Origin of the sequence: Streptomyces sp. Je 1-369 (assembly GCF_026810505.1) — a bacterium.
In the GTDB taxonomy this organism is placed as follows: domain Bacteria; phylum Actinomycetota; class Actinomycetes; order Streptomycetales; family Streptomycetaceae; genus Streptomyces.
The window spans coordinates 5,354,464-5,367,711 of the sequence record NZ_CP101750.1; the positions used below are offsets into that span (position 1 = coordinate 5,354,464).

General features: G+C 70.2%; 11 protein-coding genes. 8 read left to right on the forward strand and 3 right to left on the reverse strand.

Annotated elements, in window-relative coordinates; translation table 11 throughout:
• Positions 1–4 precede the first annotated feature (4 nt).
• A complete protein-coding gene (locus tag NOO62_RS24510) occupies positions 5–1,621 on the forward strand; it encodes a succinic semialdehyde dehydrogenase (RefSeq protein ID WP_268773009.1) in 1,617 nt (538 codons plus the stop codon).
• Positions 1,622–1,663: 42 nt separating this feature from the next.
• Positions 1,664–3,484 carry a GMC oxidoreductase gene (locus NOO62_RS24515; RefSeq protein WP_268773010.1) on the forward strand — a complete coding sequence of 607 codons (1,821 nt, stop codon included), beginning with the start codon at positions 1,664–1,666 and terminating at the stop codon, positions 3,482–3,484.
• A 125-nt stretch (positions 3,485–3,609) separates the two neighbouring features.
• Here NOO62_RS24515 and NOO62_RS24520 read toward each other — a convergent pair whose 3' ends face one another.
• On the reverse strand, positions 3,610–4,656 hold the full coding sequence (locus NOO62_RS24520) for an LPXTG cell wall anchor domain-containing protein (RefSeq protein ID WP_268773011.1): 1,047 nt from the start codon (positions 4,654–4,656) through the stop codon (positions 3,610–3,612).
• Between the two features lie 307 nt (positions 4,657–4,963).
• On the opposite strand from NOO62_RS24520, the gene NOO62_RS24525 reads away from it, so the two are divergent.
• The 3 genes from NOO62_RS24525 (at position 4,964) to NOO62_RS24535 (ending at position 7,107) form a co-directional block, all read left to right on the forward strand.
• Positions 4,964–5,338 (forward strand): hypothetical protein, encoded by a 375-nt coding sequence (locus NOO62_RS24525; RefSeq protein WP_268773012.1) that lies wholly within the window; start codon positions 4,964–4,966, stop codon positions 5,336–5,338.
• A gap of 100 nt (positions 5,339–5,438) precedes the next feature.
• A complete protein-coding gene (locus NOO62_RS24530; RefSeq protein WP_268773013.1) occupies positions 5,439–6,200 on the forward strand; it encodes a hypothetical protein in 762 nt (253 codons plus the stop codon).
• A 172-nt stretch (positions 6,201–6,372) separates the two neighbouring features.
• Entirely contained in the window at positions 6,373–7,107 is a 735-nt protein-coding gene (locus NOO62_RS24535; protein ID WP_268773014.1) for a hypothetical protein, read from the forward strand.
• Between the two features lie 672 nt (positions 7,108–7,779).
• Here NOO62_RS24535 and NOO62_RS24540 read toward each other — a convergent pair.
• On the reverse strand, positions 7,780–8,073 hold the full coding sequence (locus NOO62_RS24540) for a chorismate mutase (RefSeq protein ID WP_398977014.1): 294 nt from the start codon (positions 8,071–8,073) through the stop codon (positions 7,780–7,782).
• 511 nt (positions 8,074–8,584) lie between these two features.
• Here NOO62_RS24540 and guaA point away from each other — a divergent pair.
• A complete protein-coding gene (guaA, locus tag NOO62_RS24545; RefSeq protein WP_268773015.1) occupies positions 8,585–10,171 on the forward strand; it encodes a glutamine-hydrolyzing GMP synthase in 1,587 nt (528 codons plus the stop codon).
• 185 nt (positions 10,172–10,356) lie between these two features.
• On the opposite strand, the gene NOO62_RS24550 is transcribed toward guaA, so the two are convergent.
• Positions 10,357–10,836 (reverse strand): pyridoxamine 5'-phosphate oxidase family protein, encoded by a 480-nt coding sequence (locus NOO62_RS24550; RefSeq protein WP_268773016.1) that lies wholly within the window; start codon positions 10,834–10,836, stop codon positions 10,357–10,359.
• A gap of 154 nt (positions 10,837–10,990) precedes the next feature.
• On the opposite strand from NOO62_RS24550, the gene NOO62_RS24555 reads away from it, so the two are divergent.
• Positions 10,991–11,776 (forward strand): class II aldolase/adducin family protein, encoded by a 786-nt coding sequence (locus NOO62_RS24555; RefSeq protein ID WP_268773017.1) that lies wholly within the window; start codon positions 10,991–10,993, stop codon positions 11,774–11,776.
• A 151-nt stretch (positions 11,777–11,927) separates the two neighbouring features.
• Complete coding sequence (locus NOO62_RS24560) at positions 11,928–13,193, forward strand: hypothetical protein (RefSeq protein ID WP_268775752.1); 1,266 nt, start codon at positions 11,928–11,930, stop codon at positions 13,191–13,193.
• The last annotated feature ends 55 nt before the right edge of the window (positions 13,194–13,248 follow it).

The window sequence follows — 13,248 nt, forward strand, 5'->3', positions numbered from 1 at the left end:
GTGCATGACGGACTCGCAGGCCACCGCAGCGCCCCTCGGAACGAACCCGACCGCCCCGGCCCCCGACGGCGCCCGCACCGCCGCCGACGTGGTCACGCCCGAGCTGATCGCGCAGCTCACCCGTGACGTCATCGGGTCGGGACGGACGGCCAACCACTCGCCGCTCACCGGCGAGAAGCTGGCCGACCTGCCCGAGTCCACCCCCGAGGACGTCACCACGGCCTTCCAGCGGGCCCGCACCGCCCAGATCGCCTGGGCCAGGACGCCCGCCAAGGAGCGCGCCGCCGTCCTGCTGCGCTTCCACGACCTGGTGCTGCAGCGCCAGGCCGAGGTCCTCGACCTGATCCAGCTGGAGACCGGCAAGTCCCGGCTGCACGCGCACGAGGAGGTCCAGGCCGTCGTCGTGGCCGCCCGGCACTACGGCCGCAAGGCCCCCTCCTATCTGGCGTCGAAGCGGCACACCGGCGTCGTCCCCGTCCTCACCAAGGTCACCGAGAACCGTCAGCCGCGCGGCGTCGTCGGGCAGATAGCCCCCTGGAACTACCCGCTCGAACTCTCCGTCGGCGACGCGCTGCCGGCCCTCGTCGCGGGCAACGCCCTGGTCATGAAGCCCGACACGGAGACCTGCCTGACCGCGCTCTGGGCCCGCGACCTGATCATCGAGGCGGGTCTGCCCGCGGAGGTCTTCCAGGTCGTCCTCGGCGAAGGCCCGGTCGTCGGCCCCGAGATCGTCAAGCACGCCGACTACGTCTCCTTCACCGGCTCCACCCGCACCGGCCGCGAGGTCGCGCAGGGCGCCGCCGCCCGACTGGTCGGCGTGTCGCTCGAACTCGGCGGCAAGAACGCCATGCTCGTGCTGCACGACGCCGACGTCGACAAGGCCGCGTCGGGCGCGGTGCGCGCCTGCTTCTCCTCCGCGGGACAGCTCTGCATCTCCATCGAGCGGCTCTACGTCCACGAGTCGATCGCGGACGAGTTCGTGGCGCGCTTCGCGGAGCGCACGAAGGCGATGCGGCTCGGCAAGTCCCTCGCGTACGGCGCCGACATGGGCTCCCTCGTCGGCGAACGGCAGCTGGAGACCGTGACCCGGCATGTCGAGGAGGCCGTCGCCAAGGGCGCCACGCTCGTCGCGGGCGGCGTCGCGCGCCCCGACATCGGCCCCTACTTCTACGAGCCGACCATCCTCGACGGCGTCGAGACACCGATGGCGGTCTGCAACGAGGAGACCTTCGGCCCCGTCGTCTCCATCTACCGCTTCACGGACGAGAACGAGGCGGTCGAGCTCGCCAACGCCACGCCGTACGGCCTGAACTCCTCGGTCTGGACGAAGGACGGCAGCCGCGGCCGCAAGGTCGCCGCCCGGCTGCGCACCGGCACGGTCAACGTCAACGAGGGCTTCGCGCCCGCCTACGGCAGCGTGCAGTCCCCGATGGGCGGCATGAAGGACTCCGGCCTCGGCCGGCGGCACGGCTCCGAGGGAATCCTCAAGTACACCGAGGCGCAGACCGTCGCTACCCAGCGGGTCATGCCGCTGGCGCCGTCGTTCGGCCTGGACGACGAGAAGTACGCGGCGTTCATGAGCACCAGCCTGAAGGTCATGAAGGCGCTTCGCCTGCGTTAGAGCCTGTGTCGGAAATGCGCTAGTTCTCAACGAGGAGAGTCAATGTCACAGGAGAGCTCTGCCCAAAACCCGAGCAGCGCCCAGGAGTACGACTACGACTACGACGTCATCGTCATAGGCAGCGGCTTCGGCGGGGCCGTGTCCGCGCTGCGTCTGACGGAGAAGGGCTACCGCGTCGGCGTACTGGAGGCGGGCCGCCGCTTCACGCGTGCGACGCTGCCCAAGAACTCCTGGGACCTGAAGAACTACTTGTGGGCGCCGACGCTCGGCCTGTTCGGCATCCAGCGCATCCACCTGCTCGGCAACGTGATGGTGCTCGCGGGCGCAGGGGTCGGCGGCGGCTCGCTGAACTACGCCAACACCCTCTACGTACCCCCCGAGCCGTTCTTCAAGGACGCGCAGTGGAAGGACATCACTGACTGGCAGGACGAGCTGCGCCCCTACTACGAGCAGGCCAAACGCATGCTCGGGGTGCGGCTCAACCCGACGATGACACCGTCGGACGTCCATCTGAAGGCCACCGCCCAGGCGCTGGGGGTCGGCGACAGCTTCCACATGGCACCCGTCGGCGTCTTCTTCGGCGACGAGAAGGACGCGGATGGCTCTTCAACGTGCAAGCCCGGCGCGGAAGTTCCCGACCCCTACTTCGGCGGCGCGGGCCCGTCCCGCAGGGCCTGCACCGAGTGCGGCGAGTGCATGACCGGCTGCCGCCACGGCGCGAAGAACACCCTGAACGAGAACTACCTGTACCTGGCGGAGAAGGCCGGCGCGGTCGTCCACCCCATGACGTCGGTCGTCGCCGTCACCGAGGACTCCCGGGGCGGCTTCGCCGTCGCGACCCTGCCGACCGACAAGAAGCGCAAGGGCAAGGGGCGTACGTTCACGGCCCGCAAGGTCGTCGTGGCCGCCGGTACGTACGGTACGCAGACGCTCCTGCACCGCATGAAGGACACCGGCCTGCTGCCCCACATCTCCGCCCGGCTCGGCAGCCTCACCCGCACCAACTCCGAGGCGCTCGTGGGCGCTCAGACCACCGACCGCCGCTACCGCAAGAAGCACGGAGCGGAGAAGGCCGACTTCACCAAGGGCGTCGCGATCACCTCGTCGATCCACCCCAACGACACCACCCACATCGAACCCGTCCGCTACGGCAAGAAGTCCAACGCCATGGGCAGCCTCACGGTGCTCCAGGTCCCGTACAGCGTGCGGGGCGGCAAGGCGCGCGTCGCGGGCTGGTTCGGCAACGTGGCACGCCACCCGTGGCTGATGGTCCGCTCACTCTCCAACCGGCACTGGTCGGAGCGGACCATCATCGGTCTGGTCATGCAGTCGCTCGACAACTCCCTGACCACGCACCGCAAGGAGAAGGGCGTCGGAAAGGGACTGCTCACCGCCCGGCAGGGCCACGGAGCGCCCAACCCCGACCAGATCCCCGAGGCCACCCGTGCGGCGTCGCTCCTCTCCGAGGAGATCAACGGCTTCCCCGGATCGAACGTCGGCGAGCTCATGGGCACCCCGCTGACCGCGCACTTCCTCGGCGGCTGCCCGATCGGCAACTCCGCGCGGACGGGCGTCATCGACCCGTACCACCGGCTCTACGGCCACCCCGGCATCTCGGTCGTCGACGGCGCCGCGGTCTCCGCGAACCTGGGCGTGAACCCGTCCCTGACGATCACCGCGCAGGCCGAGCGCGCCATGTCTTTCTGGCCCAACAAGGGCGGGGAGGACCCGCGTCCGGCGCAGGGCGCGCGGTACGTGCGGCTCGCGGCCGTCGAACCGAAGACCCCGGCGGTTCCGGCGGACGCGTTCGGCGCGCTGAAGCTGCCGTTCTTGGGGATGCCGACGGTGCCCGTGAAGAAGTAAGCCCCCCCCGGGACACTCGTCCGCTCCCGGACACACGTAAGGACCTGCGCCCCCCTCCGAGCGCAGGTCCTTCCGCGTGATCAGGTGGCCGTTGTGGCCGAAGTCGCCGAGGCGGCTCGGGCGGCTCAGGCGGTGCCGTCGGCCTTCCGGCGGCGTACGGCGAACACGACGCCCGCACCGGCGAGCACGGCGATACCGCCGATGACACCGACGGTCGGCAGCATCGAGCTGGAACCGGTCTCGGCGAGGCTGCCGGTGGCCGGGGCCGGGGCCGGAGTCGGGGCCTCGGAGGCGCTGCCCTGCGGCTCGGGCACGGTCTGCGCCGTCTTGGACGTGGACGGCTTCGGCGTGGGCTCGGCCGACTCGTCGTCGCCGCCCGCCTTCACGACGGTGATCGGCTGGTACTTCTCCGACGTGTGCGTGCAGTCAAGTTCGGGGTCGACGTAGGAGCCGAGGCCCTCCACGTATCCCTTGCCGACCGGAGCCTTGGCGTCGATCCTGGCCCGCAGCTTCACGACGGCCTTGTCCTCGGCGTCGAGCTCCACGGTGTCGTAGGCCAGGCCGTCGCCCAGCGGGCTGTCGACCGTGGTCCACTCGTCCTCGACCGCGTCAAAGTACTGCACGTCGGTGAAGTACCGCAGCGCGTCCTTACTGTCCTTCTTGGCGCCGAGGTTGTTCACGAACGTGGTCCACGCCACCTCGCCGAGCGGCTCGTCGGTGGGGTTGTCCGCGGTGAGCTTGAACCGGTGCCAGCCGCTGCCCGCGACGATCTTCTCGGGCAGTCCGACGAAGTCCACTTCCAGGACGGAGTCGGGGTCCGTGCTGCCGTTGTCCGACTCGCACGTCGGCGGCGCCTTCTCGTCGTCCTCGTCCGGGACCTCCGGGACCTCGGGAGTCCTGGGGGCCTTCGGGTCCTCGACCTCGGCCGTGTGCTTCCCGGCCGGGGGATCCGAGGGCGGGGTCGGCTTGCCGGGCGTCTTGGCCGGTTCGGGCGTCTTCGCGGGCGGCGTCACGGACGGGGTCGGCGTGGCGGACTCCGTCGGGACGCCCGCGGCCGGGGCGGGCGGAGTGGACGTGTCCTCGGTCGCGGAAGCGGCCGGGGCCGACAGCAGCGCGATCGGGGCTATGACAGCCGTAGCGGCCGCGGCAGCCATGGCACGACGAAGCTTCATGAAGACCTCAGGAAGTCGGAGACGCGGGGTGACGCTTGGAACTGACTCTCAGTACTGACTAATCAGCACTGACTATCAGTACGGACTCTTGTTACTGCATGCATGACCTGTGACCCCTGTGAATGGTTGTCCCCGGTTTCACAGAATTCTTATGTGGCGTGCCTCACAGTCCGGGGGTGGGGCAGCTCGTGCTAGAACTTCCCCCGCTCGCCAGGCACCTGACAGGGCATCTGACAGGGCTTCTGGCAGGACATGACATCTGGCAGGACATCTGGCAGGACTTCCGGGGAGAAGGGGAGGGGACGGCGTGGCCATACCCGACGAGGTGTGGGAGAGATTCGAGAACGACAGCGAGCGGGAGATCCGCTCGTCGGCGCCGAAGGAGCCGTCCGCGCGGGCGCGCATGGTGGCGGAGCGGCTGCGGCGCCTGGACGAGGAGGCCGCGCGCCGACGGGTCGAGGAAGCGGGCCGGTTCCGCCGCAGGCGCGCGAAGCGCGAGGCCGAGTCCGAGCGGTGGCGCCCGGACGACTGGCGGTCGATGCCGACGGGGGGCCCGGCGCGGGGCCGCGGCGGCAGGTCCGAGCGCAGCCGCCGCATGTGGAGCGTGGTGATCGTCATCGGCGGCATGGCCCTCGCGATCGTCCTGCTCAGCCCGTTCCGCTTCTGGCTGCTGGGCTGGTGAAACAGCGGGAAAAGTGCTGGTGAGTCGGTGTGGAACCAGATTTGATCCTTCTCCGTCGTAAGTGGTGTTGAGAAGTGGTGGATCGGCGGGGGAACAGAACGTGAAGTCAGCTGTGGCGCGGGTCGTGGCGGCCGTATCGGTCGTGGTCGCACTCGGAGCGAGTGCGGCCTGCGGCAGTGGTGACGGTGGCGGTGACGCAGAGAAGGACGCGAAGCCGCGCGCGAGTGCGGGCCCCTCGAAGCTGGAGAAGGCGGCCCTGACCGCGGGGGACGTGAAGGGCTACGAGGTCGAGAAGCCGGACGAGTCCGGTTCCTCCTCCGCTGCCGCGCCGCCGCCCGCGGGGAAGCCGTCTCCGACGGAGTGCGGCCCGCTCGCGGCGATGCTCGATGTCCGCACTTCGGGCAAGGCCCGTGACCATGTCCGCCGCATCCTTACCGCCACCGGCGGCGGGGACTTCACGACGACCCGCGTCGGCCTCTCCTCCTACGCCGAGTCGGACGCCAAGAAGACGATGGCGGACCTGCGCGCGTCGGCGCGATCGAAGAAGTGCTCGACGTTCCGGGTCGGGGAGGAGCGTTACATCGGCGTACGTGCGCTGCCCTCGCCGAACAAGGGCGACGAGGCCGTCTCGTACAAGATCGCCCATCGCAAGGGCGAGTACGTGCTGCGGGAGAGTGTCACGGTCGTGCGCAGCGGCGCGACGCTCGCCGTCTTCGACGCGTCGAACCTGTACGACCCCGAAGGCGTCCAGCGCGACAAGGACGCGGAGAAGGACGGCACCGGCGGCATCGGGACGCCCACGGCGGACCAGGACCCGAAGGTGGCCCCCGGCATCGTCACCGCGCAGCTCGGCAAGCTCTAGCGGAACCCTCTCGACTCGGTTCACGCATTCACAAATTCACACGCGCCGCGTACAACCTTTTCGCCGGTTTCTGATCGTTACGAAAAACGCTGGTGAGCGGCGTGTGATTGCCGCTTTCATGTCGCCTCGGCACGGGCCGTCGCCCGTGCCGTGACACGTGAAGGTAGGAAACGTGAAGTCATCTGTGTCTCGGGCCGTCGTGGCCGCGTCCGTCACGGTCGCGCTGGGCCTGACCGCAGCGTGCGGCAGCGACAACGGCAGCGACAGCAGCGGCTCCGGCGCCGGCTCCGACGGCAAGAAGTCGTCCGGGCAGCCGGCGCAGCAGAAGCCGGCCGAGAAGAAGTCGGCCGCGCTGTCCGCCGCCGACCTGGAGAAGGCGGTGCTCGCCAAGGGCGACCTCAAGGGCTACAAGGTCGAGAAGATGTCCGCGGCGGACATGCCCTCGCAGACCGTGCCCGCCGACCCGGCCGCCTGCCAGCCGTTCGCCGACATGTTCATGTTCGCGACCCAGCCGACGGCGAAGGCCCGTGTCGGCCGCACCATGACCGGCCCCGACGAAATGGACGCCACGGTCATCTCGCTCGCCCTGCTGGCGCACGAGCAGACCGACGCGGAGAAGGTCATGGACGACCTGCGGACGGCCACGAAGAAGTGCACCGCCTACGAGCACGCCGACTCGAAGTACCGGGACGTCGCCGCCCTGCCCGCGCCGAAGGCGGGCGACGACGCCGTCTCGTACAAGGTCGTCGGCCTCATCGAGGGCCAGAAGACGCCGATGAGCTTCACCGTCGTACGCAGCGGTTCGACGCTCGCGGCCTTCTACTCGATCAACCTGCTCAAGCCGAAGAAGTTCGGCGTCCCGGCGGAGATCGTCGAGGCGCAGGTGAAGAAGGTGCGGGAGGCGTAGTCGGCTCCGGTCGCCGAACAGAGCGAAGGGCCCCGCGGGACGGAATCCGCGGGGCCCTCGGCTGTCGGCAACGACGTCAGGGCCGCGTCGATGCCTCGGGACGGCGCAGGGGGGAGTGCGCCGCTCAGGTCGAGGCGCCGGTGGCCGACCCGGCGCACGAGGGGCGCTCGCGTGGTATCGACCATTGGCAATGGAATTGTGGACGGCGGGACTCGCTGCCCGTCCTTCTACGCATCGTGCTGGATGGGTTGTTCGCTGCGCAACCGTTTGGACCACATCTGAGGGGGGAAGGGCCGGGGATTCGGCCCGGGATCCGGGACGGAGGCCGGCCGGCTCCGGGCGTCCCCGAAGCCGACCGTTCTCTTGGGTGACCGGGCTGCTGTCCCCTGCCGTCCGGTCACGTCACTGGAGCGAGGTCCCACGGCGCAAGGAGCGATCCCTGCGCCTCATCGCTCCAGCGGAGCCACGCGTGGTTCTTGCGGGCCCGCACCTGGCTGACACGGACATTGAGACCAACGAAGCCCCTCCGTGCCCGGTCACGCGCCGTACGGGTGAGAGCGGATCCGAACTCAGATCCGCAGCCGCCGGACCGGATCGGACGGGGTCGTGAGGCGCGTCCGACGGACGGAGCCGTCAGACACGGCAGTGAGACACGGCTGTCAGACGCAGCTGTCAGACACGGCCCCGGCACAGCTCCAGGAGCGTCATCGCGAGCGCCGTGCCGGGCTTGCCGAGCGCGTCCCTGTAGTGGCCGAGGACCTCCATCTCGCGGGAGAGGTTCACGCGACGGCCGCCGGAGGTGATGCGTGCCTCTTGGATGACGGCCGAAACGGCCATGCGTTCCTGTACGAGGCCGATGATCCGGTCGTCGAGCGCGTCGATCCGCTCGCGTGCGTTCTCGATCACACCGGCGGCCTCCGGAGTGCGGGCGCCGGTCTTGTCCGCGGTGGCGGTCGTCATCGTCATCTGGGGTCTCCTTGTCGGAAGAGGTGCCCCGGAGCGGCAGGACCCGCGTACGACAGAGCGCCCCGGGCCTTGTCGGCCCGGGGCGCCCGGTAAGTCGCTTGTCGTTGGGATCAAGCAGCTCGACCATGGCAGCCGGCAGGCCGGGTGCCATAGGTAAAGAGGAAGCTGAGGTGCTTGGTCACGGGGCCAGTATGCCCCCACGCGCGCGTGCCGGGTCAATCGGGCCCGCCGCACGGCTCGGATGCTGAGACGGCCACCGATCCGCGAGGACACCCGCCGGAACCGGGGTCGGGTGAGGGCGTGCGCCTGCCGGAACCCGGGATGGGTGAGGATGCCCGTCGGGTACGACGAACGTGAGGATGCCCGTCGGGTACGACGAACGTGAGGATGCCCGTCGGATACGACGAAGGGGTCGCGCCGGGCCCGTTAGAATTGACAAACACAGACCCCCTGCTCACGCACGAGCCTCTGCTCACGCACCGCTCAAGCTCAACGCCGGAAGGCCGCCGCCGTGCCATCAGCGCCCCCCGCTGCCGCCGTTCCCGACACCGTTCTGGTCGTCGACTTCGGAGCGCAGTACGCCCAGCTCATCGCCCGTCGCGTCCGTGAGGCCCGCGTCTACAGCGAGATCGTGCCGAGCACGATGCCCGTCTCCGAGATGCTCGCGAAGAAGCCCGCGGCCATAATCCTCTCCGGCGGCCCCTCGTCGGTGTACGCGGAGCACGCGCCCACCGTCGACCGCCAGCTCTTCGAGGCCGGCGTCCCAGTCTTCGGCATGTGCTACGGCTTCCAGCTGATGGCCACGACCCTCGGCGGCACGGTCGACAACACCGGCGCCCGTGAGTACGGCCGCACCCCGCTGGCCGTCTCCAAGGCCGGTTCCACGCTCTTCGAGGGCACCCCGACCGAGCAGTCCGTGTGGATGTCGCACGGCGACGCGTGCAGCGCGGCCCCCGAGGGCTTCACCGTCACGGCGTCCACGGACGTTGTGCCGGTCGCGGCCTTCGAGGACGACGAGAAGAAGCTGTACGGCGTGCAGTACCACCCCGAGGTGATGCACTCCACGCACGGCCAGCAGGTCCTCGAGCACTTCCTCTACCGCGGCGCCGGCCTCAAGCCGGACTGGACGACCGGCAACGTCATCGACGAGCAGGTCGCCGCGATCCGTGAGCAGGTCGGCACCAAGCGCGCGATCTGCGGTCTGTCCGGCGGCGTGGACTCCGCGGTCGCCGCCGCCCTCGTACAGAAGGCCATCGGCTCGCAGCTGACCTGCGTGTACGTCGACCACGGCCTGATGCGCAAGGACGAGACCGAGCAGGTCGAGAAGGACTTCGTCGCCGCGACCGGCGTACAGCTGAAGGTCGTCGACGCACAGGAGCGCTTCCTCGACGCGCTCGCCGGGGTCTCCGACCCCGAGGAGAAGCGGAAGATCATCGGGCGCGAGTTCATCCGTGTCTTCGAGCAGGCCCAGACGGAGATCATCGCCGAGGCCCCCGGCGACCAGCCGGTGGAGTTCCTGGTCCAGGGCACCCTCTACCCCGACGTGGTCGAGTCCGGCGGCGGCGCCGGCACCGCGAACATCAAGTCGCACCACAACGTGGGCGGGCTCCCCGAGGACCTCGAGTTCCAGCTCATCGAGCCGCTGCGCAAGCTGTTCAAGGACGAGGTCCGCATGGTCGGCGCCGAGCTCGGCCTGCCGGACGAGATCGTCCAGCGCCAGCCGTTCCCCGGCCCCGGCCTCGGCATCCGCATCGTCGGCGAGGTCACCAAGGACCGCCTCGACCTGCTGCGCGAGGCCGACGCCATCGCCCGCGAGGAGCTGACGGCGGCCGGTCTCGACCGGGAGATCTGGCAGTGCCCCGTCGTGCTGCTCGCGGACGTCCGCAGCGTCGGCGTGCAGGGCGACGGGCGCACCTACGGCCACCCGATCGTCCTGCGCCCCGTCTCGTCCGAGGACGCCATGACGGCCGACTGGACCCGCATGCCGTACGACGTCCTCGCGAAGATCTCGACGCGCATCACGAACGAGGTCGCCGACGTGAACCGCGTCGTGCTCGACGTGACGTCGAAGCCGCCGGGGACCATCGAGTGGGAGTGACCCCCGCGGTCGCCCACCCCGAGGCTTGCTGAGCGCCGGTGCCGCCCCTTCGTCTTCGCCACGGAGGAGCGGCACCGGCGCTTTCACACGCGCCAAACTCACGCTCTCCGCACTCTCCGCCCTCTCCGCCCTCTCGGTTTCCGCTGATCGCTCAGCTCGCTCAGCTCGCTCAGCTCGCTCAGCTCTCACGTTCGCCGCGTGACGCGCACCCCCGCGCCTGGCCTCCACAACTGCACCGCCAGATACTTCTCGTCCTCGACGAAGGTCCGCACGACCTCCGTCAGCTCGGTGCGGAAGAGGTGGAAGGCGTCCGGGTCCGGCGGATTCACCGTGTCCGTGTACCGCGCGACGGTCGCCGGGTCCCGCACCTCGACCGCCCGCCCCGCGATACGGACGTCGCCACCCGCCATCTCCGTACCCGCCCCAGGGTTCGCCTGCAGCGCGAAGCGCGGATCGCGGCGCAGGTCGAGTGCCTTGAGGGAGTTCGGCATCATGCCGAGCCACAACTCCCCGTTCAGGAACCGGACTTCGAGCCCGGTGGTGCGCGGCGCCCCGTCCTTCCGGAGCGTCGCGAGGACGTGATGCGTGAACGCGCCGAACCGCTTCTCGACGGTCGCGGCGAGATCCGGCTCTGCGGTGGCGAAGGCTTCCCAGTTGCACGTCATACGTCGAGTCTGCCGCCGATACCCGACACCTCCTGTCGCCTTTCACCGCCCCGCCGAACGTGCCGCACCTCGCACCCTTGATCGCGTCGCACCCCTGTCCTCCTGTGCTTCCCGCCGGTAACTTCCGCCCCGTACAGCCACGGATGGAGGACACATGCAGGCGCCCACACCGATACCCGTCGAGCGGTTGCAGTTCGCGATGCCGCCCGTCCACACCTCCGTGGCGGACGAACGACGGCACCGCAAGGAGCGGCTCGCCGGCGCGCTGCGCATCTTCGGGAGGCTCGGGTACGAGGACGGGGTCTCCGGCCACATCACCGCACGCGACCCGGAGCACACCGACTGCTTCTGGGTGAATCCCTTCGGGATGCCGTTCAAGCACATCACCGTGGGCGACCTCGTCCTCGCCAACGCGGACGGGCAGGTGGTCGAGGGCCGCCACCACGCCAACCAGGCCGCGTTCACCGTCCACGCGCAGGCCCACCTGGCACGGCCCGACGTGGTCGCCGTCGCACACTGCCACTCGCTGCACGGCCGCGCGCTCTCCACGCTCGGCGAACTCCTGGACCCGATCACCCAGGAGGCCTGCGCCTTCTACGAGACCCACGCGCTGTACGACGGCTACACCGGCGTCGTTGTCGACGCCGAGGAAGGCCGACGCATCGCCACCGCGCTCGGCGACCACAAGGCCGTCATCCTGCGCAACCACGGCCTGCTCACGGTCGGGGACTCCGTCGACGCCGCCGCCTGGTGGTTCATCTCCATGGAACGCTCCTGCCAGGTCCAGCTGAGCGCGCGGGCGGCCGGGCGGCCCGTGCTGATCGGCCACAAGCAGGCGGTGCAGACCCGCGAGCAGCTCGGCAGCGACCTGGTCGCGTGGATCAACTACCAGTCCCTGTGGCAGGACATCAGCCGCAGCGAACCGGATCTGCTGGCCTGACCTCGACGTCAACGCCGAACCGCGACTTTCACCCCCGCTGACCTGACCCCGGGCATTCGTTCGCCCTTCAGTACGGCACAATTCCCCTTCTCTGCAGGGAAGTTCGCGGGAAGCCTTGAAGGCTTCGAGGGTGGGGAAGGCGGCGTACGCGGTGGCGGTGCAGGAGGCGGGGCAGGGCGTGCACGGGGGCGGCTGCACGTGCGGCGGCTGCCCGCACGGGGCGCGTGAAGGACACCGGCGTGCCGTGGCCGCGTTCCTCGCCCAACGCGACGAATTCGCGGCGGGGGAGGGGCTGCCCGCGGCCGTCGCGCACTCGGCGATGGCCTCGCGGCAGTGGGTGTCGGACGAGCTGACCCAGTCCGCGCGCGCCGTCGCTGATCGCGGCAGGGCTGAGGGCGAGGCCTGGCTGCGACGGCTGTGGACCCGCACACTCGGCGTCATCTGGGGCTCCTTCGCCGTGCTCCTCCTCGTCCAGGCACTCACCGCGATCGGCGCGGGCTGGTCGGACGCGCGCACAGCCGGTCTCCTCGCGGCCTTCGTCATGGGCGGACTGCTGACCGGCGCCGCATACGCGCACCGGGCGCGCGGCGGAGTCCTCGCGCCAGTGATCGGCGAGGACAACCGGCTCTCCACCTCCCGCGCCGTCGCCGCCTGCTGGGTGCTCCTCGTCGTCTTCGCCGTACTCGTCCTCGCGGGCGAACTCGCCGCGGCCTCGAGCCACGCACAGCGCGACGAACTGATCGACGGGCTCCAACTCACCCGCGCCGCAGGAACGGTGACCGTCCTCGCCGTGGTGTGCGCCGTCGCCGTCCTGGTACGCAGGGTCGTCGGCCTGCGCGTGCTGGGCCAGCGCCTGCAGAAGGTCCGCGCGGACCGGCCTCGGGCCTCCGACCCGCTCACCGACGACGCGGGCCGCGGCAGCTTCGCCGACGCGCAGTACGTCCTGATCAGCGCCGTCGCCGTGCTCTTCGCCGCCGTGCGCCTGGCGCGCCGCCCCGAGCAGCTGCCCGACCTGCCGTGGGGTCTCGCCCTGCTCGTACTGGTCTCCGCCGCGACGTACCTTGCGGGGAAGTACGCCGAAGGCGGCCGCCCCGTCATCCTCTCCGTCGTCCGCGCGCGGGAGGCCGGCGACCTCGACGCCCCCATCCGCACGGGCGACGACATCGAGATCCGCGGCGCGGGCTTCGTCCCACCCGGCGCCGGGGACGCCGACCGGCTCGCCCGCACGGTCGTCCGCATCGGCGCCGTACACGTCCACGTACCGCTCGTCCCCGTGCCGGGCGGCTTCACCAACCCGACTGACGCGGTGCTTACCGTCCCCGTCCCCGTCGACGTGGAACCCGGCCGCGTCGAGGTCCAAGTCGTCACGGCCGCGGGCGTCGAAACGAACCGCGTCACAATCGACGTAACAGACTGACCCTCAGCGTCCTCAGCGTCCTCAGCACCCACAGCACCTCTCCCCCTCCCGGAAT

What these genes read in the sequence shown, in the direction of transcription:
- NOO62_RS24555 (WP_268773017.1), top strand. Translation starts at nt 10,991, where the DNA reads ATGCAGGCGCCCACACCGATACCCGTCGAGCGGTTGCAGTTCGCGATG.
- NOO62_RS24550 (WP_268773016.1), bottom strand. Translation starts at nt 10,836, where the DNA reads ATGACGTGCAACTGGGAAGCCTTCGCCACCGCAGAGCCGGATCTCGCC.
- NOO62_RS24520 (WP_268773011.1), bottom strand. Translation starts at nt 4,656, where the DNA reads ATGAAGCTTCGTCGTGCCATGGCTGCCGCGGCCGCTACGGCTGTCATA.
- NOO62_RS24515 (WP_268773010.1), top strand. Translation starts at nt 1,664, where the DNA reads ATGTCACAGGAGAGCTCTGCCCAAAACCCGAGCAGCGCCCAGGAGTAC.
- NOO62_RS24510 (WP_268773009.1), top strand. Translation starts at nt 5, where the DNA reads ATGACGGACTCGCAGGCCACCGCAGCGCCCCTCGGAACGAACCCGACC.
- NOO62_RS24540 (WP_398977014.1), bottom strand. Translation starts at nt 8,073, where the DNA reads ATGACGATGACGACCGCCACCGCGGACAAGACCGGCGCCCGCACTCCG.